Genomic DNA, 26,149 nt, shown 5'->3' with positions numbered 1-26,149 from the left:
TTTTTCCTCTTTTTTTGCTATATCAGACCAATTTAATTTCGAGAATTTTATTGCAATTTGTTTGGTAATTTTAGTTCGCACAGTTCAATGTTATTACTTCAAATTAACGAACAGACACTATAGTTTGATCGAATAAAAAATAATTAGAATTAATATTTAAACGAAATTTTTTATTGTAAGGGCAATTTCATGAATATAATCTAATGAATTTGTTTTTTAGTTATGAATTATTGAATTTTTCCACAATCTATACAATCTATTATAAAAATGAGCTTAACGAGAATAAACCTAATTTTCCTACATTTTTTACTTTTTACTTCATTAAATAGTTGGGGTGAAAGTTGGAATCATCAACATATTGATGAAAAAATTCATGTGACCAATAACCATGAAACAATGCCAGTTTATTTACATGGAGATTTAGCATCAGATTATCTAATACTTGTTGTGCATGGCGGGCCAGGAAGTGATGTGAAAGAGTACCGTGAATATTATAATGGTAAAAGTGGACTTCAGCTTTTAGAAGGTAAATATATTGTAGCTTATTGGCAACAAAGAGGTGCTGGAGAATCGAAAGGAATAGATGATACTAAATATTATTCTATAAATCAGTATGTATCTGATCTTGATCATGTGATAGATACTATGAAATCGATTTATCCTCACAAAAAAATAGTTTTATTTGGACATAGCTGGGGGGGGACTTTAACTTCATCTTATTTACTTTCTGAGGAACATCGAAAGAAAATTGATGCCTGGATAGATGCAGCAGGAGTAAGTGATGGAACTCATTTATTTGAATATGCCTATAACGATTTAACATCAGCAGCTAAAAGGTATATTGATGCAAATCAAAATGCTGAGTATTGGAATCATCTACTCAAAATGGTTAATGTGCAGAATGCTTTAATTTTGTCTTATTCTGCTATGGCAAATATTCAGGATGCAGCTAATTATGTTGATATCCAAAAATTAAAAATGACAAAGAGAGGAATAAAAACAAATCAATCTTTATTTCCAGAAATAGTTCAGACTAATAATAATCCGTCTTTGAAAAATTTTACTAAACCTGTTTTATTGATTTGGGGGAAATATGATTATTGTGTGTCCAAGAAAATAAAAAGTGACTTAAAAAACTATTTATCTGCTACAAAAGTAACAGATGTAGAATGTAGTCATTCTGGACATTTTATGATGTTGAACGAACCTTCATTTTTTGCTTCGGAAGTTGATAAGTTTATTAAAACATTATAAAATTTGGTGATGGTGATCACTTGTTTTTACTTTGTTATTCAGTAATTTTGAATCATTCTAAATAATAAATCGCTTCAATCTTTGATTGTAAGTTGATTCAATCGTTTATCCAATATTACTTTCAACATGAAAACATCTTCAATTTTAAAAGAGGTAGCATTCGATGCACAAAAGCCAGTAATTAATGTACTTTTCGAGACTGATTTTACTAAAGAGATCAGAATAGCGATGCATCAAGGTACAGTGATGAAAGAACACAAAACAAAATTTCCTATAGTAGTAGAATTGGTAGAAGGGAAAGTTGACTTTGGTGTTAATAATGAAATTCTACATTTAACTAAAGGTGATCTATTGGCATTAGATGGTAGTGTACCTCATAATTTGGAAGCATTAGAGAATAGTATCATTCGACTTACTCTAACGAAATACGATACTTCTGATAGAGTGAAATCCGTAGCCAATCAATAATAAAAACAATAAAAAAAGAGCCACAATTTGCTGAGAAATTGAGGCTCTTTTTATTTAAAGCTGAATTAATACGATTGTAAAACAACTACGGATCTAGGGTTTAATTCTCTCGAACCTGCTGTTACAATTGGTGCTTCTTCATATTCAAATATATCTTCAGGAGATTCCTTACTGGTATCAATCAAGCATTTCCATTCTGTATGTTGTGCATAGATTGTTGGTTCAGGAATTTCAAATTCTAATTTCTCCCAAAAAGTATTGACCATTACATATAGTTGTTCTCCTGTGTTAGGAGAAGTCAGCATGTAGGCAATAGCGTGGGAATTATCATTCCAATCTGGGTAATCAAATTCTACACCATGCCAAGAAATAATTGGTCTTCTTGCTCTTGCTTTAGAACTCCAGAAACGTTCTGTTTGAAATACCTCATGCTTCAAATTGAATTGAATCAACTTCTTTACAAAACGTAATGTTTCTTCATGTTGAGAAGGATCGTTCCAATTGAACCAACTTAATTCATTATTCTGACAGTAAGCATTGTTATTTCCGTTTTGTGTTCTTCTTACTTCATCTCCCATTAAAATCATAGGTGTACCCTGTGAGAGTAATAGTAAAGTAAAGAAGTTCTTCATTTGCTTTTTACGCAAATGTTCGATTTCCCAATGATCAGTCGTTCCTTCATGACCATGATTCCAACTAAAGTTATCGTTTGAACCATCTCTGTTATCTTCGCCATTGGCGATATTGTGCTTCTCATTATAAGAAAGCAAGTCATTCATGGTAAAGCCATCATGACAAGTCACAAAGTTGATACTTCTGTTCGGATCTCTTTCTTCTTGATTTTGGAAAACATGATGAGAACCTTCCACACATCCAGCGAATGCACCTACTAATTTATCATCACCTTTTACAAAACGACGAAGTACATCTCTATAAACTCCGTTCCATTCACTCCAACGATCACCAACAAAAGAACCTACTTGATAAAGTCCAGCAGCATCCCAAGCCTCAGCAATCATTTTTGTACCCGCTAAAATTGGATCAGATTCAATTTCCCAAAGGATAGGAGGGTTTTCTGATGGGTTACCATATTCGTCTCTCGACAATACAGAAGCAAGATCAAAACGGAAACCATCTACGTGCATTTCAGAGACCCAATATCTTAAGGAGTCCATGATCATTCTTCTAACAATAGAATGATTGGCATTAAATGAGTTGCCACAACCAGAGAAATCTAAAAATTTATAGTCGTTGTGACGATCTAATATATAGTAAGTAGAAGCATCTAAACCTTTAAAGTTAATGGTCGGACCTTCTTCTGGATTTACTTCCGTGGTGTGGTTGTATACTACATCCAAAATAACTTCAATACCTGCTTTGTGTAAAGCTTTCACCATGTCTTTAAACTCTTTTACGGGAGCTGTAGGATCTTTCTGATCCATGGCATATAAAGAGTGAGGTGCAAAGAAGTTAATAGGGGAGTAACCCCAATAATTGATGCGGTCTTTAGGAGCATCGTAAGGGTCGAATTGATAAATAGGAAGTAATTCTACAGCTGTAATTCCCAATTCTTGTAAATAAGGAATCTTTTCTATCAGACCTGCATAGGTACCTCGTTTTTTATCACTTAAACCTGAGGAAGGATCTTTAGTAAATCCTTCTACATGCATTTCATAAATAATAGTTTTAGAATATGGTCTTGATAAAGGTTTATCATCTTCCCAATCGTATTTTCTATCATCTACAACAATACTTTTTAAGGCATGAAGACAATTGTCTCCAGGTCTTATAGCAGCTTTACGAGAATAGTTATCGTTCATGCAAACGGCTTTTGCATAAGGATCGACAAGTACTTTACTACCATCGAACCATGCTCCTTTTTCCGGAAGAAAATCACCGAATGCTCTATAGCCGTACACTTGGCCATGACCGACACCTTCTACGAAAACGTGCCAATAATAAAATGTTTTGTTTGTTTGCGGATTTAGTCGAATCACATGGAATGGTCTTGGACTATCCTTGTCATTAAATAGAAGTAATTCAATAGCGGTTGCTCCCTTAGAATAAATGCAAAAATTGGTTCCTTTCTCGGTAACAGTTGCACCTAACGGGTAGCTTGTTCCTTTTGAATGTTTAATGCTCATCGCACAATAAGTAATTTATGATAGTAAATGGAGAGCCTATAGCCGACTCTCCATATATTAGAAAAGGTAAAAACCTTTTAGCGTCTTTCTATTTTAGCACCAAGTGCTTTCAAACGACCTTCGATATCTTGGTAACCTCTATCGATTTGGTCAATGTTTGAGATGACAGAAGTACCTTCTGCCGATAAGGCTGCGATTAAAAGAGCAACACCTGCACGAATATCAGGAGAACTCATTCGAATACCTTTAAGGTGTGATTGTCTGTTCATACCAATAACAGTTGCTCTGTGTGGATCATTTAAAATGATTTGAGCTCCCATATCAATAAGTTTATCCACAAAGAATAAACGGCTTTCAAACATTTTTTGGTGAACAAGTACAGTACCTTTTGCTTGGATTGCTGTTACCAGAACAATACTTAATAAGTCTGGAGTAAACAATGGCCAAGGTCCATCAGCTACTGTTAGAATAGAACCATCAATAAAACGATCTAATTGATAGCTTTCCTGAGCAGGAATAAAGATGTCATCACCTCTGAATTCCATTTCTATACCCAATCGTTTAAACACGGTTGGAATCTGTCCTAGTTCATCAATACGACAATTTTTAATAGTGATTTCTGATTGAGTCATGGCCGCTAAACCAATGAAACTACCAATCTCAATCATATCAGGAAGCATAGTGTGAGTTGTTCCTCCTAATCTATCAACACCTTCGATAGTTAATAAATTAGAGCCATGTCCTGTAATATTAGCTCCCATACGGTTCAACATTTTACATAATTGTTGAATGTAAGGTTCACAAGCGGCATTATACAGTGTGGTTTTTCCTTTTGCCATTACTGCACCCATGATCACATTGGCAGTACCTGTTACAGAAGGTTCATCTAATAAGATGTACGATCCATGAAGGTCGGTCGCATCAATTTTAAAGAAACCATCTTTAGTGTAATCGAATTTGGCACCTAAGGTTTTAAAACCTAAAAAGTGAGTGTCTAACCTTCTTCTACCTATTTTGTCTCCTCCTGGCTTAGGAATTTTTCCTTTACCAAAACGAGCTAATAGTGGACCTAATACCATGATAGATCCTCTAAGTTTAGACGCTTTTTGTGAATATTCTTCTGTTTGAAGGTGATCGATGTTTACATCTTTTGCTATAAACTCAAATGATCCTTCAGCCAGTTTTTTTACTTTTACTCCAAAGTCTTTTAAGATGTCAATCAGTTTCATGACATCAATAATATTTGGAATATTATGTATTGTAACTTTTTCTTCTGTTAAGAGTACGGCACATAAAATTTGAAGTGCCTCATTTTTTGCTCCTTGTGGAGTAATTTCACCTTTTAAGCGGTGACCACCTTCAACTACAAATTCTCCTAGTTCTGTCGACATAGTAGTGGATATATATAAATTCAGAGATAATACCGTTTTCGAATGTTTTAATAGGGGTTAATCAAATAAAAAAACATCCGGAAAGCTTTATCAAAAAGCTTGTAAAAAAAATGGAGATACTTATTAAAAAGTATCTCACATCAATATTAATCATTTATAGCTTAAAACACTATGTAGAATCGTGTTTTCATTGCTTTTTTAATATAAATTTTAAGTAAAATAGGGCATTAAAACCTAGATGATACGAAATCATCATTAATTCATAATATTATTCTGCATTAATTGCCTCGATCATCGCAGTTGGAGACATACGGATACTGTATTTTGGATTATATTGTTTTGCTATAATTTTCATGTTTTTATCAACAATATAAGTGGCAGGTACAGGTAGCGATGCATTGTGTAAAGCGTTATTTGCTGCAATGTCTGTCATCAAAAAAGTTTTAATTTTTTTCTGATATTTTTCTGTTACCTCAAACGTTACTTTATAATTATTCATTACGCTCATATCCGTATCAGATAACATGGGGAAGGTGAATTTTTTCTTTTCGGCAAACTTGTCTAGGCTTTCTTTTTCCTCAGGGCTTACCATCACAATTTTTGCTCCTGTATCATAAATGTAATCTAAAGAATCTCTGATAGATTTTAGATGTTTATAGCATGAAGGACACCAACTACCTCTAAAAAAGTTTACAATAACAGGTCCTTCTTTCACCATTTCTGAAAGCTGTATTTTATTACCTTTTTGATCTACTCCACTAAAATCAGGTGCAGTATCACCAATATTTAAACCGGGTTGTAATGTTTCTACTTTAATTCCATATTTAGCATATATATCTTTTTCTTGGGCGAAAATCGATAAGCTTAGAGTCATTAAAATAATGAAAGTGATGAATTTTTTCATGTGATTAGATAGAGTGTGTAAATGTTTTTTGTATCAATTAGACAATTGAAATACCCATTCCTTACAATTTTCAAGTGATTTTTTCTTGAAACAGGTATTTTGATAAAGAAGATGATATCAAAAAAAGAAAATAGTCATCTGTTAGTTTCCTAAAAAGAAACCAAGGGATTTTCTTATAAAAAAATGAGATGTTATATCAACTAGTTTAATTAATACTGCAAATTCCTGACTTTGTTCTATTTCAAGTGTTTCAACATGGTATCCATCTTGATTTCAGTCTCCTTCCATTCTTTTTCAGGATCAGAATCTGCTGTAATTCCAGCTCCTGCATACAACAAGGCATGGTCGTTGAAAAGCTGTAAGCATCTTAAGTTGACAAAAAGATGATGTCTATTTTCTAGACCAATAGGTCCAATGTAACCACTGTAAATAGATCTGTTATATTGTTCGTTTTGTAAGATGAAGTCTGTAGCAATTTCCTTAGGCATACCACAAACTGCAGAGGTAGGATGTAATAATTCTAACATCACTGTACCAAGTTGTGGGAAATTTGTTGCTTTTGTATCTACTTTAAACTCTGTACACAAGTGTAAAAGGTGGGCAGCTGCCACTGTACGAGGACCGATTTCTTCAAATTCTCGTAAACGTATTTTTTTAAAGCAATTAATGATATATCTACTCACCAATGCTTGTTCTTCAATTTCTTTACTCTTCCAAGAAGCTTCTTTTGGCGACAAACCATCACTAGCTTGTGTTCCGGCTAAAGCCACTGTTTTGAAAACACCATTCTCATCTACACTGATAAGTGTTTCAGGAGAAGCACCCATCCATAAACCTACATGTGGAATGTAACATATGGAAACAAAAGCGGTTGGATAAGCACTACTTAATCTTTGAAATAAATCTATTGGAGAAAAATCATCTTTTATAGAGGCTTCTTTCGTTCTAGAAAGTACCACTTTAGTAAATTCCTCATTTTGCATAGCACGAACGGATTCACCAACTATAGAAGTGAAATGTTCTTTTGATGTTGGAGGGAAATGTTCCTTCAACATGTTACCTTTCCACCTTTTTAAAGATTTTTTAGGGTCAAAATTGTGGATTTCTTTTTCTACGCGCTCCTTGATATTTAAATCATATGAATTCGAAAAATCAATATGATCCATCTCTGTGGTATAATAAATATCCGCAGGAATTAAGTAAGCTTGATTATCTTTAGTCTGAAAAGGATGTGCCAAGAATCCGTTAGGGAGATCCTCTAAATCTGCTGAGACTTTTAATGCATCTTTTTGTAAGGATACAACAATACTTTGTGTATTTTCTTGTGGCATTTTCCAGGCAGCAAAAGGTTGACCGCTCTCTAATGCAACAGCTAAAAGATGTTCGAAAGATAAACTCTCTAACTCAATATGATCTATTTGTGGTTCTTTTCTTTTCAAATCTTAGGTGCGAAGTTTAATTAAATAACTTATTATCAATGAATAAGTTGTGTAATGTTAGTATTTATTAGCCTAGTATTTGCAAATGTAGAGGTATTTCAACTTTTTTTGTTGTTACATCCTGCTAACATATGAAAAAGTAAGAATAATATTTTTTTACTAAAGAATGAAATACAATAAGATATATAGAACCTACATTGCTCAAAAATTGAAGAGCCATTTTAAGCAAAAATGGGGTTTATATCTGCGTATAATATTTTTTGGATGTATTTTTTGGATGATTGGAGATGTACTAAATAATTGGTATTTCAGACCATCAAAAATGTATACACTATTAGATAGATTCTTTTATGAATATACATTAAGTCACCCCGAATTATTAACCAAAACCAAAGCATTTAAATGGCCTTATGCTCCAGAAACTTTAGAAGGACATTTAAATAATGAATCAACCATTCAAAGTGAAAGAGATTTTGAATACTTGAAAGGTGAATTAGAATTTCTAAATAGGTATGATCAGCAAGGTTTAGATCATGATGAGGAATTATCTAGAGGAACTTTTGAGTTTATAATGGATGTAAGCATCTTAGATCGTTGGATTTATAAAAATGTGAAATATCCGATTGATCATGTTTCCGGTATTCAAGTTCAGTTGCCATTATTTATGATCAATAGTCATACTATCGATAATGTAAATCAAGCTTACAATTATATAAGTAGATTGGAAGAGATTCAAGATAAAGTGGCAGAGCTTATTTCTGGAAAACCCCTTTTTCCAACTACCCGAGAAGATCAATTAACAGCAAAAGGTATTCTCTTTAGAAGACCCTTTGAGAGTTTAGAAGAATCTATTCATCATCTTAATATCAATGATGGTCAGGCTTTACCTCCTAAAAGTACTTTAAAGCAGATCAGTAGACAGCTAGAATCTTTTTTGGCAGTACCATTAAACGATAATATTTTATATGTTGATTTCATTCAAAAGTTAGAAAAACTGGATGATGAGAATGTAAAAGGACAATTTCCTGAATTAAAATATAGAGCAAAAAAAGCAATTGAAGGTGCAGTGATTCCATCATTTGATGCACTAAAAAGAACAATAGATGAATTAGAACTTCAAGCAGAAGAAGAGATTACTTTAATGCGTTTTGGTAAAGAAGGTGATAATTATTACAGGCATCTTTTACAATATCATTTAGGGTTAAATAAAGAAGAGATAGAAGTAGAGTATCGACCAAGAAATCTAAATTATTTGGCGAAGAAAATGGTAAGGGAGGAGAAACAGAAATTGAATAACTTACTTGATTCTTTAGAAATACCTAAAGGATCATTACAAGATAGATTCTACCATTATTCTAGAAAATATCCTTTAGATAAGACCAGAAATTCAATCGTTAGCTTTTTAGAAGAATACAACAAGTCTCCTAGGATGATGAACGATAAGGTGCAAATTAATGTCAACTATTTTCCTGAATATATTAAAAATGTCTCTTATGAACCTTTTTATTTCGAGGGGAGTTTTGATAATAGTAGACAAGGTAATGTCTATATAAATCAACATTTAAGTGATTACGAGGAATACATGATGGGGCCTTATGCTATTGCAACATATGCAGCGCATGAATGGTCAAATAGAAGAATCCTTAATAATAAATTACCCCTTTTCAGAAGAGAATTAAAGTTACCATATTGCTTAGAGTTTTGGAAAAATATTTATCTCACAACTTATTATTCTAAAACGTCTCAAGAAGAAAGAGTTTTATACTACTTCTGGAGGTTAAATAACGCATTATTAATGTGGTGTGATCTAGGTGTTCATCATTTTTTATGGACAAAAAATGAAGCATTAATGTATGTAAGTGAAAATTCTGCATTAAATTTAGTAGATGCCGAACGTGTTGTTGAAGAATGTACTGCCTTACCAGGTAAATATTCTGCTTCAGGTTTTGGTATGTTCTTATCAGATAAATATTATAAAAACAAGGGTTTGTCTATTGATAGTCAGGAGGGTAGAAGTCGTTTAAAGAGTCTCTTTTCTGAAGGGTCATTGACCTTGTCGAGCTTTGATACAATGCTGTATGGTAAAAAGTTATAGGATGTTGTACTTTATTGTTAATTAACAACTCTCAATAAGTTACTAATGCTAAAAATTTAATTGTATCTTTGCTCGTATTTTTACAATGAATATTGCAATAAAATAAGATATGAGTTTAACTGTCCGAGAAAAACACGGTTTTAAATACATCGATGAGGGTGAAGGGGAAATACTAATACTCCTACACGGATTATTTGGAGCGTTAAGTAACTGGTCTGATGTATTAAGTTACTTTTCAGGTAGATATCGTGTGTTAATTCCAATGTTGCCAATTTATGATTCACCAAGAAATGAATCAAATTTGGAAGGACTTGTTGCGTACACAGAAAAATTTGTCAATGACTTCGAATTGAAGGAATTCTCTCTTTTAGGTAATAGTTTAGGTGGTCATGTTGCATTAATGTATACTTTGGCTAATGCTGATAAAGTAAAGAAATTAATATTAACAGGTTCTTCAGGTTTGTACGAATCGGGAATGGGGTTGTCTTATCCTAAAAGAGGATCATATGACTTTATTAAAGACCGTGTTGCTTACACTTTCTATGACCCTAAAGTAGCTTCAAAAGAATTAGTAGACGAATGTTACGAAGTAACTTCTGATAATGCGAAGTGTTTGAGAATTGTATATTATGCAAGGTCTGCACAAAAGCATAACCTACGAAGTGAATTAAAAGATATTAAATGCCCTACTCAATTGATATGGGGTTTAAATGATACAATTACACCTCCATCTGCAGGACATGAGTTTAATCGATCGATTCCTAACTCACAATTACACTTTATAGACAAGTGTTGTCACGCACCAATGATGGAACACCCAAATAGATTTAACATGTTAGTGGATGATTTCTTGAGAAATAACTAACAATAACGTAAGTTTAGAGAAACCTACTCATTTTCTCTGAATTTGACACATTTGGGTGAATTTGTGTGAAAACACAATCGATTTGGGAGGTAAATGTTGATTTTTTTCAACATATTTACCTCCCAAATTGTTTATATATACATATCTTTTCATCAAACATTTAGATGATATGCAATTAGCAAAAGATCTGTTGACAACTACATTGCCAACCATACAACCAGATACCGCATTAGAATGTGTTTTTTCTTATTACGAAGAAAACAACATTCTATCTTTACCTGTACTTAAAAATAATAAGTATATAGGTATGGTTATGGAGCAAGACTTTTTTGATTTAGATCTAAGTCAAGGAGTTAAATCTGTGAAATTACCATTATCAAACGAAGATGTTTCAGTCTTACCTTCAACCCATTTATACGACTGCTTAAGAATTGTTGACGAGTATGATGTAGAAATCATTCCTGTAATTGACAAAGAAGAGAAATACCACGGAACCATTATCGTAAAAGATATGATGGAAAAAGTGGCTCGATTGCATGCAGATCAAATCGAAGGCTCTATTGTGGCGCTAAGAATTGAAGCTATACAATATTCTTTAGAAGACTTAAGCCGATGGGTGGAAACCAATAACGTAAAAATATTAAGCTCTTTTGTTGAAGTTGATAATAATGATCCTCAAATGGTGATCGTTACTTTAAAACTTAATACAATGAAAGTAGAGGCTGTTTTGGCTACATTTGAACGTTTTAGTTTAAACGTGATTTATTCTTCTGCTTTTGCTGAAGGAAAAGATGATAGTCAAGGCCGTTTAGATAATCTAATGCGATATCTAGAACTTTAAACATGAAAATAGCTTTACATAGCCGTAAACTTGAAAAAGAAAGAAGTGGATTTTTGATGAGTGCCATCAATGAAATTCTTAATAGAAAAGAATTTGAACTGATGATCTCTGATGGATTGGCTTTATACCTTGAAAATATTGAACCTGAATTATGTAATTCGGTTCCTGTTTTTAATTCTACCGAACAGTTACGAGGGGTAGATTTCATGATCTCTATTGGAGGTGATGGTACATTACTACAAGCACTAACTTATGTTCAAGAGTTAGAGATACCAATTGTTGGTGTGAATGCAGGACGATTGGGTTTTCTGGCTTCCATTCAAAGAGAAAATTTTTCGAATACGTTAGATGCTCTTATCAATGGTTTCTTTTCAATTGAAGAAAGAACGATGTTAACACTAGTAAGTGATAGAGAGGACCTTTTTGGAGGAATCAAATTTGGACTTAACGAATTTACGATTCTAAAAAGAGACACTTCATCAATGATTGTAGTGCATACTTACCTCAATGGAGAGTACCTAAATTCTTATTGGGCCGATGGTCTAATTGTCTCCACACCTTCAGGTTCTACTGGATATTCTTTAAGTGTTGGAGGCCCTGTAGTAATTCCAGGTTCTGAAAATTTTATTATATCACCTGTTTGTCCTCATAACTTAAATGTAAGACCTCTTATCATTTCGGATAAAAGTGTCATATCATTCGAAATAGAGGGTAGGAGTAAAAACTTTTTAGTGTCTTTAGATTCTAGGTCTGAAGCAGTGGATGCATCTATTGAATTAGCCGTTAAGAAATGTCCTTTTAAAGCAAAACTAGTCAATGTAGGAGGAGGAGAGAAGTTCCTTGATACTTTAAGAAAAAAGCTAAACTGGGGGTTGGACAATAGAAACCCTATGAGTTAAACGAATACTATATTTTAATTAACCATATATAAACTTAAAAATGAGAAATACGTTCCTTTCAATTATTGGAATGTCTTCTTTATTACTCTGCCTTTTTGGTTGTAATAAAACAGACAACAAATCAACATCATACGAGAATATGCTATTAAAAGAATGGAAAGGGGCCTACGGTGGTACTCCTGCTTTCGATGAAATGCAGATCTCAGATTTAAAAAATGCTATTGTCAAAGGGATTGAACTTCATCTTACTGAAATTGAAACAATCTCTAATAATCCAGCACCAGCAACTTTCGATAACACGATTGTAGCTATGGAAAAATCTGGAGAACCTTTGGATAGAGCATTTACTTACATGGGAATCTGGAGATCTAATATGTCTTCACCTGAATTACGTCAGATAGCTAAAGATTTGGCGCCAATCATTTCAGATTATTCTTCTAAGATTAATCAAAATGATAAGCTATATCAAAGAATTAAAAAGGTACACGAAGACAGCAAAACAACACCTTTAGAAAAAGAAGCACAAAGAATTGTAGATCTTTATTACACTGGTTTTGTAATGAGAGGGGCTGATTTAGATGCTGAAAAGAAAAAAAGATATGCTGCAATAGATAAAGAATTATCAACTTTATATTCTGATTTTTCTAATAATGTTTTAGCAGATGAAGAAGATTATGTTGTATATATTTCTGATAAGCAATTAAGCGGTTTACCTGAATCATTTGTGAAATCAGCTGCAAAACAAGCTGAGGAAAGAGGTGAAAAAGGAAAGTATGCAGTGTTAAATACACGATCATTTATGGAGCCTTTCTTAACTTATTCAGATGAAAGAGAAATAAGAAAAGAAGTGTGGACTAACTACATTAAGAGAGGTGACAATAGAGATAAGCACGATAACAATAAAATTATTGCTCAGATTCTTAAATTAAGAGATGAGAGGGTGAAATTGATGGGTTACGATAATTATGCTTCTTGGAGGCTGCAAGACAGAATGGCTAAGAACCCAGCAAATGCAATGGATTTGATGGAGAAAGTATGGGAAGCTTCTGTAAAAACAGTTCATAAGGAAGTAAAAGATATGCAAGCTGTTGCTAATAAGCTTGGACATAAAATAACTATCGAACCATGGGATTATAGATATTATGCAGAGAAAGTTAGGAAAGCCAAGTACGATTTAGATTCTGATGAGGTAAAACAATACCTACAATTAGAAAAACTTCGTGAAGGAATGTTTATGGTAGCTGGAGAACTATTTGGCTTTGAATTTAAAGCACTACCGAAAGGAAAAGTACCAGTATTCCATGAAGACGTAAGAGTTTGGGAAGTACATAATAAAGCGGATGGCGAATTAATAGGTTTATGGTATTTAGATCCATATGCAAGAAAGGGTAAGCGTTCAGGTGCATGGGCAACAACATATAGAAGCTTTACATCTTATGAAGGTAAAACAATTGTTCTAGCATCTAATAACTCTAACTTTATCAAACCTGCTCTAGGAGAAGTATCATTAGTTTCTTGGTCAGATGCAGAAACGTTTTTCCATGAATTTGGTCACGCATTACATTTCTTATCTGCAAATGTAAAATATCCAAAATCAAATAGTGGTGTAAGAGATTATACAGAGTTCCAATCTCAATTATTGGAAAGATGGTTACCTACAGATAAAGTAATCAACGGTTTCTTGACCAATGTAAAAACGGGTAAACCTATGCCAAAAGAGTTAGTCAAGAAGATTAAGGCAGCAGCTACTTTTAATCAAGGTTTTTCTACAACGGAATACTTAGCATCTGCTTTAATGGATATGAAATATCATACAACAGATCCTAGTAATATAGATCCTGTGAAGTTTGAAAAGGAAACTTTAGATCAATTAGGCATGCCAAAAGAAATTGTGATGCGTCATAGATCGACTCAATTTGGTCACGTATTTTCTGGTGAAGGTTATGCTGCAGCGTATTATGGTTATTTATGGGCAGATGTATTGACTTCTGATGCAGCAGAGTTATTTGAAGAGTCGCCTCAAGGCTACTATGATAAGCAAATTGCTGAGAAATTAGTGAAGTACTTATTTGCACCTAGAAACTCAATTGATCCTGCAGAGGCTTACAGAATGTTTAGAGGTCGTGATGCCGATTATAAAGCACTAATGAGAGATAGAGGTTTTATGTAGGAGTTTTCACTCAGTAGATTACTTGATCTTATTATTTATAAAAATGGGTGATAGATATATTTCTCATAAAGAGTAATGAGAATATTAGCATAAATAAAAAAGCTCCAGAAATAGACTTTCTGGAGCTTTTTTATTGGTATGAAGTGCAATTATTTGGAATGTACATGACATTTCCCCGTTTTATTCGATGTTTTATTTTTACATCTTGCTCCGGCTTTTGTTTTTGATGAGCATTGCACTGTCGCTTTATTAGAAGTACTTTTCTTAGTTGTACTAGATGATTTAGTAGCTTTTTTAGTACTTGTTGTTGAAGATGTTTTTGTTGTTTTAGAAGTGGTTGCTCCTTTTTTTACTTCTGTTTTAGAAGAAGTAGTTTTCTTTACATCAGCTGTAGGCTTTTTTTGAGTTGCTGTTGTAGTAGTTTTCGTTGTTTTTGTATTCTTTGCTTTGTCTTGTGCTTGAACCATTGTTGTAAAACAGAAAGTAAGACAGATAGCTAAAAATAATTTAAATGCTTTCATTAATAAGATATTTTTATGTAAGAAATATCATTTAGCAAGACATATAATATGTATTGCTAAATGATAAATAATAATTTTAAATTTATGGCATTGGAGGAGGAGGAGGTGGTGGTGTACTTCCAAATAACTGCGATAATTCAGAAACATTTCCAGCCTGTGTCCATTGTGGCATTCCGTCTTTCCATACCATTGTCTCTCTTGTTAATTGATTTTGAGCCACCATACTTTGTAATTGCTGTAAAGCAAAAGGTCCAGCTTGTGCTCCGTTTACAATAACATGAAACATTGTTTGTGGTGGAGGAGGTGGAGGTGTTTGTCCTCCTACAGGTTGTTGTTGTTGGTTTTGTTGGAACATATTATTTGCCATATTACTAGCCATTCCAAAGCCCATACCCATTCCCATACCTTCTGACATACCACTTCCGCCTTCAGTTTCTGAGGCATTTTCAAGAGCAATACCAGCTTGCATCTGATTGAATTGGTTCATGTTATTACCTAAGATATTCATACTTGATTTTTTATCAAGCATTTCTTCAACTTCCTCAGGTAATGAGATATTTTCTACAACAAAATCAAGTAATTCTAAACCATATTGATGGAATTTAGTCGTGATTTTTTTGTTACAGAAATCAGATAACTCATCATATTTAGCTGCTAAATCTAGAAGAGGTATTCTTGCTTCAGCTAATGCATCTGAAAAACCAGATATGATAAAGCTTCTTAATTGATCTTCTATATCTTCAGTAGAGAATTCTTCGTGAGTACTTGCAATTTCAGATAAGAATACCTTAGGATCTTTTATACGAATAGCATAATTACCAAAAGCTCTCACTCTAATTGCTCCAAATTCTGCATCACGCATAATGATTGGATTAGGAGTTCCCCAGCCCATATCAGTAAAACGCTTTGTATTACAAAAGTATACTTCTGCCTTGTAAGGACTATCAAAACCATATTTCCATCCCATTAAATTACTTAGGATAGGAAGGTTGTCAGTAGTCAGAGTATAAGTTCCAGGTGTAAATACATCAGCAAATTGTCCTTTGTCAACAAAAACGGCTGATTGACTTTCACGAACAATAAGTTTCGCTCCAGTTTTGATCTCATTATCTTCTCTATCAAACTTGTACACCATAGTGTCATGTGTTTGATCTTCCCATTCGATAATGTCGATCAATTGATTTTTAAAACGATCAAATAATCCCATAATATAATTTAGATTTTAGCTCCACAGCTTTTACATTTTGAAGTAGTAGAAGGTGATTTAGAACCACATTTTCTACACTTCACCATTTTTACTTCTTTCTTTGCAGCGGGTGCGGCAGTTGAAGATACTTCAGAAACAGTAGAAGGATTCTTAGCTTCTTCTTCTTTCTTCAAAGCTTCTCTTTCTGCTTTTTCTTTTTTCTCTTTTAGATCACGAATTTCCATAACAGATTCGTAATGCACATCTAAAAGTTTAATATTATGTTCTAATAATCTATTTTGAGCAACTAATGCTTCATGAAGTTCTGTAACTTCAGAGTCATTAGGAACAAACTTAGCATTCACTAAAACAGGACGAGCAGCTGCTAGTAATTGTTGAGTTTCTTCAGTAAATTCATCTTGATTAAATCTTCTTTTGATTTTATCAATTTCGTCTTCTAAATCCTCAATGTTTGATTCGTAGTTTTTAACTGTAATGATAGGGGTTCCATTAGTGATTAGAGTACGAGCGGCTTTCATAGCTAAAATTTTAGCGGTCTCATCCTCTACTTTTAGGGCTTTGTCCCATGCAAGGTTTGCTACTCCAATTTGTTTATCAATGGCAACTTTTAGTGAAGGATATTTTTCACTAACTTTTCCGGCATCTGCAATAGCTTGTTTCCAGCTTTCTTGTTCGTCCTCTACAGACATACATCTCATTAGAAGTATACAGGCGAATAAAGAGATTACAACGTTACGTAACATATGTATATATATAAAAAATGTATAAAAAAAATTGTTTCGATAAGAACTAATATGTTTGCTTAGTTTTTTTGATCTTAATAGATGTTTATCATAATTAGTAGTTATCTCTATCTTATAAATATGTTAAAAAAAAAGTAAGTTTAAAAATTATTATTTAAATTTTTCATTATAAAAAAACAGTTTTATTCCTAATAAATAAAACTGTTTTTTTGTATTGCTTATTAAATTTTGAATTAATTCGCTACCTCAGAAAGGAATTTAATCCTAACCAATCGAATCTCATCATCACCGATATCTTCATCGAGTTCATCAAAAGCATCATCTATAGAATCTGATTCAGCAGACATGAAATAGTCATAGATTTCATCTATTCTTTCATCATCCATGATAGTCTCAATGTAATAATCAAGATTTAACTTTGTACCTGAATCACAGATATTCTCTATTTCATCAAGAACGTCATCAAAAGATATTTTCAGAGTCTCTGCAATATCTTCTATATCTTGTTTTCTATCAATATGCTGAATAATCGTAATCTTAGATTTCGATTTGTTGACTGTAGATTTTACTACAACATCTTTAGCCGTAGTAATTTCATTTTGTTCTACATAATCAGCAATAATATCGACAAAAGGTTTACCAAACTTTTTAGCTTTACCTGCACCCACACCATTAATTTGCATTAATTCTTCGGTGTTTGTAGGATAAGTTGTTGCCATCTCCTCTAAAGAGGGTTCTTGGAAAATAGCATAAGGTGGAATACCTTTTTGATGTGCTAATTTTTTTCTTTTTGCTTTGAGTATATCAAATAACTCTTTATCAAAAGTATTGGTAACAACAGCTTCCTCATTGAGTGCTTCTAATTCACTTGGCCATTGATAATCTTGAGTGAAATCAATATCGAAAGAGGTTTTTTGAAAGTCTAAACCTTTTTCTGTGACTTTAATGATAGTGACATTATCAACATCTTTAGTCAAGAAACCATGAATCATCGATTGTCTGATGATTGATTCCCAATACTTATTGTCTTCACTTTTACCCTGACCATAACTTTTTAATTCGTTATGACCATAACTATTGACATAGTCAGAAGGAGTAGCAGTGATAATATCACAAATATGATTGATTCCAAAACGCTCTTCAGACTCTAAAGTAGCTTGTATTGCAAGCAGTATTTTATCTTTAGCATTAAAAGTATCGTGTTTGGTTTTACAGTTGTCACAATGTTTACAATTATGATCAACTTTCTCTCCGAAATAGTGAAGGAGTTGTCTTGTTCTACATACAGAAGAATTAGCGTAATAGCTTATTTCTTGTAGTAAAATATGGACATTTTCTCTCTCTGTAACGGATTTATCTTTATGGAATTTTTCTAGCTTTGCAACATCTTCAGGACTGTATAGCATCATACAGTAAGATTCTAAACCATCTCTACCTGCTCTACCTGTTTCTTGGTAGTAACCCTCTAAAGATTTAGGAGCATCATAATGTACTACAAACCTAACATCAGGTTTGTCAATACCCATACCGAAAGCAATGGTTGCAACAATAACGTCACAGTCTTCGTTCAAGAATGCATCCTGATTGGCCATTCTTGTACCAGATTCCATACCGGCATGATAAGGCTGTGCATTTACACCATTTATTTTTAAAAATTCGGCTACCTCTTCTACCTTTTTACGGCTAAGGCAATACACAATACCCGATTTATTTTGATGCTGACGAACAAACTTAATAAGCTGTACTTTCGGATCTTTTTTAGGGTGTACCTCATAATACAGATTATCTCTATGGAAAGAAGATAAGAAGATATTAGCATCTTCCATTTTTAAGTTTTTCTGTATGTCAGCACGTACTTTTGGTGTTGCTGTAGCTGTTAAAGCAATGATTGGTAAATCTCCAATAGCTTCAATAATTTGCTTTATTCTCCTATACTCCGGACGGAAGTCATGCCCCCATTCTGAAATACAGTGTGCTTCATCAATAGCTATAAAAGAGATATTAGATTTTTGTAATAACTTGATGTTGTCTTCTTTTGTTAAAGACTCTGGTGCAACATATAGTAGTTTAGTTTTTCCTTCAAGAGTTGATTTTTTTACCTTGTTTGCTTCGCTTTTTGATAATGTAGAATTCAGGAAACTAGCATCCACACCTAAAGCTTGAAGCTGATCCACTTGGTTCTTCATCAAAGCAATTAGAGGTGATATAACAATAGCTGTCCCTTCTTGCATTAAAGCGGGTAGTTGATAACAAAGAGATTTTCCCGCTCCTGTAGGCATTATGACAAACGTATTTTTCCTATCAAGTATATGGTTAATAATCACTTCTTGGTTGCCCCTAAACTGATTGTAGCCAAATACTTCTTTTAGTTTGTCTTTTATTGTTGATTGTACCTTAGTACCTGCCATAAAACTTATAAGTATCAATAATTATCAAATCATTAGTACGATTTGATAACAGAATTAAAATCCTATTTATGTTGGAAGTAGTAGTTATTAGATTAACTTCTTTCTTACCGCATATGAATATACAAAAACACTATTAGTTTTCATAACTGAATGCAATACATGAATGTAAATACTTTTTTTTGAAATGTTAACAAATTGAAATATAAATACATAAAAAAACAGGGTTTAAAGAATATTTCCTTTAAACCCTGGTATTATAGACCTATTTATTCAATAAAGAATGTTAAAAACCTAATGTGGTCTTAATGGCTTAATCTTTCCAATTTAGCCAAATCAATAATAGTAATATTTTTATCCTTAATTTCGATAAGACGCTCGTCTTTAAAATCAGAAAGTGTACGAATAAGAGTTTCTTTAGCTGTACCTACAATTTTTGCTAAATCATCTCTTGTAATCGACATTCTTTCGTTAGGACCTTGTTGATATCTTTTGTCTAATTGAAGTAATACTTCAGCTACACGTTGTCTTACAGATCCATAAGCAAGCTTCAGTAATTTCTCTTCTTGTTCAATTACTTCTTTAGTCAATAATTTGATAAAAGAATGAGAAACGTCTCTGTTATTATGAATTAAAGAGAAGAAATCTTCCTTAGGAATCATAGTGATTTCACATTCTTCTAAAACCATTGCAGAGTCTGGGTAAGGAACATCTTTTAAAAGGGCAACATACCCTAAGAAATCACCTGCACCATGAATACCTGTGATATATTCTTTACCATCTTCATTGGTTTTGTATGTTTTAACTTTACCGCTTACAATTTGAAGTAATGCATTAGGGTGATCACCTTCATAGAAAAGAACACTCTTTTTCTTGTAAGAACGAGACTTTCTATTTTCAGAAAGCTTCTCCAAGTTACTCATTCCTCTTGCATCACTAATAAATGTATCAAAACCGTCTGCAGATTGTTCATAGCGTTTCTTTACAGTATCGCTTTTTTTCAAACGGCTTTCAATGGCATCTAAAAGCTCAACATCATCAAAAGGTTTAGAAATATAGTCATCTGCACCATGACTCATACCTTTTCTAAAGTCAGTTTTTTCTGCTTTAGCTGTTAAGAAAATAAATGGGATACTAGCTGTATTTGGATCTTTGCTCAAAGCAAATAAAACACCGTATCCATCTAATTCTGGCATCATGATATCACAAATGATCAAATCAGGGCTGCTTGCTCTCGCTTTTTCAACGCCTAATTTTCCGTTTTCAGCTGTAACAACTTCATAATTTGATAATTCTAAGATTTCTGAGGTATTTTCTCTCATCTCAGGATTGTCTTCGATCAGAAGTATCTTTTTCATATTTATTTACTAATTTTTCGGTATTGATATAGTGAAGGTAGTACCTACTTCCTCTTTTGATTCAAATGTAATTGCACCATTTAACATTTCAAGATATTTGCTTACGATATTTAATCCTAGGCCGGTACCCTGAATATTGATGGCGTTTTCAGCACGAAAGAATCGATCAAATAAATGAACTTGATCTTTCTCTGGGATTCCCATTCCTTCATCTTTTATGCTAATATATAAAGTATCTTCGTTTACTTCAGAATTTACCCAAATGCTTTCACCACTTCTAGAGTACTTAATGGCATTCGATAATAAATTAATAATGATATTCTTTAGAATCTGTGGATCAGATTTTATGATGTCATCACCTTTATGCGAAATATTTATTTGTTGCCCCTGTTTTTTTACAGGAATCATCTCATCACAAATATTTTCTATAAAACTAGATATCTGAATAGTGGAATTATGCACTTTTGCCTTTCCTTCTTCCAATTTACTAATAGAAAGGAAATCATTCAAGATTTGTGTAAGATTGTTAACGCTTGATTTGATTCTTTTAATATGTTTCCCTCTTTTTTCTGATTGTTCTTCAGATGTATATCTAGAAATGAGTGAAACAGAAGACAAAATCGTACTTAATGGAGTTCTAAATTCATGAGAGGCCATAGAAACAAATCTACTTTTTAATTCGTTTAACTGACGCTCTTTGTTAAGTGATTTTAGAATCTCTTTCTCTGCTTTTCTTTGCTGTGTAATATTAAGCATTACTACCAATAATTGCTTGGTCTGCTGACGGCTATTCTTGATAGGAACAATAATTACAGAGTATTTAATGTTTTTGTAATCAAACTCAAAAATTATCTCTTCTCCATTGGTAATGACCTCTTTTGTTAATTCAAATTTTTTCTGATAGACTTCCGCTCTTTCAGGGTCATTTTTAGACAAAAATTGAAAGAATCTTGCTCCAATAATTTTTTTAGAGTCAAGTTCTAAATCTTTAAATCCTTTACCATCGGCAAACAAATAATGTAAATTTTCATCAAGAACGGCTACAATACCATAGGGGAAGTTTTGAGCTATAATTTTATAAATAACCTGACTTCTCATGAGCTCTTCTTCTGCTTTTTTTCTTTCAGATATCTGAAGCTCGAGATCTTCATTCGAACGTTGTAATGTCTTGATTGCTTTATCTAATTGCCTCGTTCGGTCTTGTACTCTTTGTTCTAATTGTTCGTTTAACTCATTAATTCTATTGATGTGTGAACTATGTGATATACTATGACGTATGGCTCTTTCTAACTGTTGATACGTCATTAATCCTTTCACTAGATAATCAGAAGCACCAGCATTCATAGCTTCTTCATCCACTTTTACATCACCTTGCCCGGTTAATAGAATAAATGGTAAATGTTTCCCCGTTTTTTCAAGTGATTCGATAATTAGATCTAAACCACTTTTTGCTCCTAGTAAATAGTCAACAATATATACATCGTGCTCTCCTTTTATGATTTTTTCAATAGCTTCATCATAATTAGGCGCCCAATCTAATTGATATTCACGAAAGGGAACTTCTTCTAATATGTCTTCGGTAATGATGTAATCATCTTCATCATCATCGATTAATAGCACTTTTACTGTGGTGTGCTGTTGTTCAAATACATTAGAGAATGGCATCTTTAATGGCTTAATTTTGGTAAACGAACGGTATTGAACCAATAGTGGTTAATTGTTTTAAGAATATCTACCATGGTATCAAACTTCACTGGTTTAGTAATAAACGAGCTAACCCCTAAGTTATAAGTTTTTACCACATCTTCCTCATCATTTTAAGTTGTTAAAACTACTATTGGGATATTTTTGAGAAGGGGATCGTTTTTGATCTCTAAAATACAATCTTTCCCATCTTTTTTTGGCATATTTAAATCTAATAAAATAAGATCGGGAAGATCTGTACTTCTCAAGTTCTCATATTGACCTTTCCTTTGAAGGTAACGCATCAAATCCTCTCCGTTTTCAACAAAATTGAGAGTACCATTCATGTTACATTCTTCAAAAGCTTCTTCTGTTATTAATCGATCGTCTGGATCATCTTCTGCACAGATTATATTCATCGAGGGGTATTTGTTCATTTTGAAAGTTGTGATGTTAGTTTATAAAGAGTTGTTATTACTATCTGTTCTTAATGTGATATGGAAAGTTGTTCCTTTATTGATTTCACTACTCGCTTTAATATCTCCACCATGTCTTTGAGATATTTTTTTACAAATTGCTAAACCAATACCAGAACCGTTGTACTTTCTACCTTCCAAGCGTTGAAAAATCTGAAAAATTCGATCACTATATTTTTGATCGAACCCAATACCATTATCAGAAATATCAATATGGATACAATTTTCGTCACTTTCATCTTTAGAAAATGAGATGTCAATAATTGGAGGCACATTCTCTTTTCTAAATTTGATGGCATTAGAGATCAGATTTTGAAATAACTGTCTCATTTGTGTTGCATCGCCTTTTATACAAGGAAGTTGAGGGTAATTAATCGTTGCTTCAGCCTCATTGATAGCAATTTCTAAATCTGAAATGACATCATTTAATATTTGATTTAAGTCGATTTCTCCAAATGGTTTGGCTTTTGAAGAAATTCTAGAAAAGCGTAATAAATCGGAGATAAGTTGTTGCATTCTTTCTGCAGAACTCAACATTCTTTCGATATAATCTTGTCCTTTTTCAGATAAGTTCTCTTTTTCTTTCTTCTGAAGACGATCACCAAACGCACGTATCTTGCGTAGCGGTTCTTGGAGATCATGAGAACTCACATAAGCAAAGTCTTCTAATTCTCTATTTTTTGAAATAAGTTCTTGGAGGTATTGTGCTACTTTTTTCTCATTTTCAATTCGAGTTGTCACGTCCTCAGCAAAAATGATAATACCACTTATTTCTCTTTCATTATTGTACCACGGATGTGCTTCCCACTCAAGGCAAATATTTCCTTCACCATTTCTATTGATATAATCTAGCTGAACTCCAGATTTATTGCCTTTAATTACCTCTGCAAAAATACGTTTCCATTCCTCTTTAAAATGAGGATCATGGGAAATATTCATTCCTATGACATCAACCCATTCTTTCTTTTCATTTAAAATAGTTTTTTTCCATCTGGAACTAGCAACAAGGTACTTAAAATCTAAATCGAGCATGGCGATTGCTGCAGGAGCATAATCTGCATAGTATTCTAGTAGCTGTCTTTGTTCTATGACTTCTTTTTCAGCAATTTTCCTTTTAGAAACATCATTGATAAATGCAGTGAAATAACGTTTCCCTTCTACTTCTAAAGGACTAATTGATATTTCAACAAAAAATGTTGACCCATCTTTTTTCTGTGCTTGAAACTCTTTACCATCCCCTTTAGTCCTCATTTTAGGATTTTGGATTAAACTATCTCTAAAGGAAACGTGCGTTTTTTTCAAACTATTAGGAACTAGTATCTCAATAGGTTGTTGATTCATTTCCCCTTGCTCGTACCCAAATATTTTTTCACCCATAGGGTTTACAGAAGTAATTATTCCTTTATTATTACAAATGATAATACCTTCTGATGCTGCTGTAAATAAAGCGGATAATGGATCTCCTTCTTTAAAAAAAAAAGATGGTTGACTAGTCGATTTTTTCATTTATGTATTTGATGACGTCTTTTAATTGATTTGGGTGTACCCAATGAGTATCTGGATTTCTTCTGAACCAACTTAATTGTTTTTTTGCGTACCTTCTGCTATTTCGTTTAAGTAACTCTACTGTTGTTGGCCAATCAAATTTTTGATCCCAAAAATCAAAAATTTCTCTGTAACCCACAGTTTGTAATGCATTATGTTGCCTATAGTTTTTTAATCTTTCCACTTCATCAAGAAGACCATTTTCAAGCATAAGGTCCATTCTTAAGTTAATTCTATCGTATAGTTCTTTTCTATCTCTATCTAAACCAATAGTGATTATTTCAAAAGGACGTTGCACAGCAGTTTTATTTCTTAAACTACTGTAAGTTGTGCCGGTAATTTCCATCACTTCTAATGCTCGAATTATTCTTTGTGAATTCGCTCGATCGACCTTATCATAATACTCAGGGTCTTTCTCTTTTAAAGTTTCTAAAAGAGGAATGATCCCTTTTTCTTTAAATAGAGTATTCAACTTATTTCGTATTTCTTCTTGACTACTGGGCATCGGATCTATTCCTTTACAGACGGCATCCACGTACATACCTGATCCACCTGATAAGATTACACAACGATGTTTTTGAAATAATTCGTCTAATAATAGAAGAGTGTCTTTTTCATAATGCCCAAAACTATATTCTTGATTTATAGAAAGGTGTCCTACAAAATGATGAGGAACATCTTTCATTTCTTCTTTTGTTGGTCGAGCAGTACCAATTTGCATTTCCTTGTAAAACTGTCTCGAATCGGCATATACTACCTCTGTTTTTAATTCTTGACCTAATTTTACACAAAAATCAGTTTTTCCTACAGCGGTAGGACCAACAACTACAATTAATACTTTTTTTTGCTCAGACATATTATTACTCCAATACTTCTTAATTACACACAAAGTTAACAAATCCCTTGAAAGGTTGGTCACTACAAAATATCAAATTTGAATTAAAAAGTGTTGTAAATTTTAAATAGCAGTGTATTGAGTTTCAATAATTCTTGTCCTATTAATCAAAAAAAGGAATTAAATATTATAAGCAATTTTTACGATTGAGATGTAGCAATTCGTATTTACAAAAGTGTACCTTTGCAGACTAACATAGTTAATTGTATCATAATGTTTGTAGAACCTAGATTTAATGACCGCTCTGATGATAGAGCAATAGGCTGGATTGAAGTTGTATGTGGATCAATGTTTTCGGGTAAAACCGAAGAGCTGATCAGAAGAGTAAATAGAGCGACTATTGCTAAGCAAACTGTTCATATATTTAAACCTGCTGTAGATACCCGTTACCACGAAGAAAATGTGGTTTCACACAATTCCAACTCAATTATTTCGACTCCTGTGAAAACTGCTGGAGAGATTACACAATATGTTGGTAAAAATGAAGTTATAGCTATTGATGAGGCACAGTTTTTTGACCAAACATTAGTAGATGTTTGTGTTAATTTAGCCAACAAAGGACACCGTATAATTGTATGTGGTTTAGATATGGATTTTCAAGGGAATCCTTTCGAACCGATGCCACAATTAATGGCAATTGCAGAATATGTTACAAAGTTGCACGCTATTTGTGTGAAATGTGGTGAACCGGCGTTATATTCCTATAGATTGTCTGCATCTAAAGAACAAGTTCTTTTAGGAGAAACAGATTCTTACGAAGCAAGATGTAGAAAATGCTATCAAAGTGGAATGAACGACCGCGCTTCAGATTCTTGATTTTCAGGGAGTCAGATTAGGCTGATATCT

At 33.0% G+C, this 26,149-nt stretch carries 21 protein-coding genes; 8 read left to right on the top strand and 13 right to left on the bottom strand.

Features of this window, described 5'->3' with window-relative positions:
• Nucleotides 1-267: 267 nt before the first annotated feature.
• On the top strand, nucleotides 268-1,254 hold the full coding sequence (locus tag NH26_RS09100; protein ID WP_044221548.1) for an alpha/beta fold hydrolase: 987 nt from the start codon (nucleotides 268-270) through the stop codon (nucleotides 1,252-1,254).
• A 126-nt stretch (nucleotides 1,255-1,380) separates the two neighbouring features.
• Complete coding sequence (locus tag NH26_RS09095; protein WP_044221551.1) at nucleotides 1,381-1,722, top strand: cupin domain-containing protein; 342 nt, start codon at nucleotides 1,381-1,383, stop codon at nucleotides 1,720-1,722.
• 65 nt (nucleotides 1,723-1,787) lie between these two features.
• Here the strand turns inward: NH26_RS09095 and glgX are convergent, their stop codons facing one another.
• The 4 genes from glgX to NH26_RS09075 all read right to left on the bottom strand — a co-directional run bounded on the left by glgX (nucleotide 1,788) and on the right by NH26_RS09075 (nucleotide 7,600).
• Nucleotides 1,788-3,866 carry a glycogen debranching protein GlgX gene (gene glgX / locus NH26_RS09090; protein ID WP_044221554.1) on the bottom strand — a complete coding sequence of 693 codons (2,079 nt, stop codon included), beginning with the start codon at nucleotides 3,864-3,866 and terminating at the stop codon, nucleotides 1,788-1,790.
• 77 nt (nucleotides 3,867-3,943) lie between these two features.
• Nucleotides 3,944-5,257, bottom strand: a complete 1,314-nt coding sequence (gene murA, locus NH26_RS09085; protein WP_044221557.1) for a UDP-N-acetylglucosamine 1-carboxyvinyltransferase — start codon at nucleotides 5,255-5,257, stop codon at nucleotides 3,944-3,946.
• Nucleotides 5,258-5,525: 268 nt separating this feature from the next.
• The gene (locus NH26_RS09080) at nucleotides 5,526-6,161 is read right to left on the bottom strand and encodes a peroxiredoxin family protein (RefSeq protein ID WP_044221559.1); all 636 of its coding nucleotides are present in this window, start codon (nucleotides 6,159-6,161) and stop codon (nucleotides 5,526-5,528) included.
• A 236-nt stretch (nucleotides 6,162-6,397) separates the two neighbouring features.
• Nucleotides 6,398-7,600 carry a chorismate-binding protein gene (locus NH26_RS09075; protein WP_052431926.1) on the bottom strand — a complete coding sequence of 401 codons (1,203 nt, stop codon included), beginning with the start codon at nucleotides 7,598-7,600 and terminating at the stop codon, nucleotides 6,398-6,400.
• Between the two features lie 166 nt (nucleotides 7,601-7,766).
• Between NH26_RS09075 and NH26_RS09070 the strand changes: the two genes are divergently transcribed.
• The 5 genes from NH26_RS09070 (at nucleotide 7,767) to NH26_RS09050 (ending at nucleotide 14,470) form a co-directional block, all read left to right on the top strand.
• Nucleotides 7,767-9,695 (top strand): DUF885 family protein, encoded by a 1,929-nt coding sequence (locus NH26_RS09070; protein WP_084812113.1) that lies wholly within the window; start codon nucleotides 7,767-7,769, stop codon nucleotides 9,693-9,695.
• A 109-nt stretch (nucleotides 9,696-9,804) separates the two neighbouring features.
• A complete protein-coding gene (locus NH26_RS09065; protein ID WP_044221565.1) occupies nucleotides 9,805-10,560 on the top strand; it encodes an alpha/beta fold hydrolase in 756 nt (251 codons plus the stop codon).
• Nucleotides 10,561-10,729: 169 nt separating this feature from the next.
• Nucleotides 10,730-11,401 carry a CBS domain-containing protein gene (locus NH26_RS09060; RefSeq protein ID WP_044221568.1) on the top strand — a complete coding sequence of 224 codons (672 nt, stop codon included), beginning with the start codon at nucleotides 10,730-10,732 and terminating at the stop codon, nucleotides 11,399-11,401.
• Nucleotides 11,402-11,403: 2 nt separating this feature from the next.
• Nucleotides 11,404-12,300: an NAD kinase gene (locus NH26_RS09055; protein ID WP_044221570.1), complete on the top strand. Its 897-nt coding sequence runs from the start codon at nucleotides 11,404-11,406 to the stop codon at nucleotides 12,298-12,300.
• 40 nt (nucleotides 12,301-12,340) lie between these two features.
• On the top strand, nucleotides 12,341-14,470 hold the full coding sequence (locus NH26_RS09050) for a M3 family metallopeptidase (RefSeq protein ID WP_052431927.1): 2,130 nt from the start codon (nucleotides 12,341-12,343) through the stop codon (nucleotides 14,468-14,470).
• Nucleotides 14,471-14,619: 149 nt separating this feature from the next.
• On the opposite strand, the gene NH26_RS09045 is transcribed toward NH26_RS09050, so the two are convergent.
• From NH26_RS09045 to miaA, 9 genes are all read right to left on the bottom strand, one after another.
• Nucleotides 14,620-14,991, bottom strand: a complete 372-nt coding sequence (locus NH26_RS09045; RefSeq protein WP_139262958.1) for a hypothetical protein — start codon at nucleotides 14,989-14,991, stop codon at nucleotides 14,620-14,622.
• 82 nt (nucleotides 14,992-15,073) lie between these two features.
• Nucleotides 15,074-16,198 (bottom strand): SPFH domain-containing protein, encoded by a 1,125-nt coding sequence (locus tag NH26_RS09040; RefSeq protein WP_044221576.1) that lies wholly within the window; start codon nucleotides 16,196-16,198, stop codon nucleotides 15,074-15,076.
• 8 nt (nucleotides 16,199-16,206) lie between these two features.
• Nucleotides 16,207-16,941, bottom strand: coding sequence for a hypothetical protein (locus NH26_RS09035; protein WP_139262956.1), 735 nt, complete (start codon nucleotides 16,939-16,941; stop codon nucleotides 16,207-16,209).
• A 233-nt stretch (nucleotides 16,942-17,174) separates the two neighbouring features.
• Nucleotides 17,175-19,349, bottom strand: a complete 2,175-nt coding sequence (gene recQ, locus NH26_RS09030; RefSeq protein WP_044221581.1) for a DNA helicase RecQ — start codon at nucleotides 19,347-19,349, stop codon at nucleotides 17,175-17,177.
• Between the two features lie 302 nt (nucleotides 19,350-19,651).
• The gene (locus tag NH26_RS09025; protein ID WP_044221583.1) at nucleotides 19,652-20,704 is read right to left on the bottom strand and encodes a response regulator; all 1,053 of its coding nucleotides are present in this window, start codon (nucleotides 20,702-20,704) and stop codon (nucleotides 19,652-19,654) included.
• 9 nt (nucleotides 20,705-20,713) lie between these two features.
• Complete coding sequence (locus tag NH26_RS09020; RefSeq protein ID WP_044221586.1) at nucleotides 20,714-22,369, bottom strand: sensor histidine kinase; 1,656 nt, start codon at nucleotides 22,367-22,369, stop codon at nucleotides 20,714-20,716.
• Between the two features lie 152 nt (nucleotides 22,370-22,521).
• A complete protein-coding gene (locus NH26_RS25735) occupies nucleotides 22,522-22,806 on the bottom strand; it encodes a response regulator (protein ID WP_242427313.1) in 285 nt (94 codons plus the stop codon).
• A 39-nt stretch (nucleotides 22,807-22,845) separates the two neighbouring features.
• A complete protein-coding gene (locus NH26_RS09010) occupies nucleotides 22,846-24,369 on the bottom strand; it encodes a PAS domain-containing sensor histidine kinase (protein ID WP_044221589.1) in 1,524 nt (507 codons plus the stop codon).
• Nucleotides 24,353-25,264: a tRNA (adenosine(37)-N6)-dimethylallyltransferase MiaA gene (miaA, locus tag NH26_RS09005; protein WP_044221591.1), complete on the bottom strand. Its 912-nt coding sequence runs from the start codon at nucleotides 25,262-25,264 to the stop codon at nucleotides 24,353-24,355. The genes NH26_RS09010 and miaA overlap by 17 nt, the downstream gene beginning before the upstream one ends.
• Nucleotides 25,265-25,516: 252 nt before the next feature.
• Here miaA and NH26_RS09000 point away from each other — a divergent pair, with 252 nt between their 5' ends.
• A complete protein-coding gene (locus NH26_RS09000; protein WP_044221594.1) occupies nucleotides 25,517-26,119 on the top strand; it encodes a thymidine kinase in 603 nt (200 codons plus the stop codon).
• Nucleotides 26,120-26,149 lie beyond the last annotated feature (30 nt).

The organism is Flammeovirga pacifica (genome assembly GCF_000807855.2).
GTDB lineage: Bacteria > Bacteroidota > Bacteroidia > Cytophagales > Flammeovirgaceae > Flammeovirga > Flammeovirga pacifica.
This window is presented reverse-complemented; position numbering and strand designations above follow the sequence as displayed.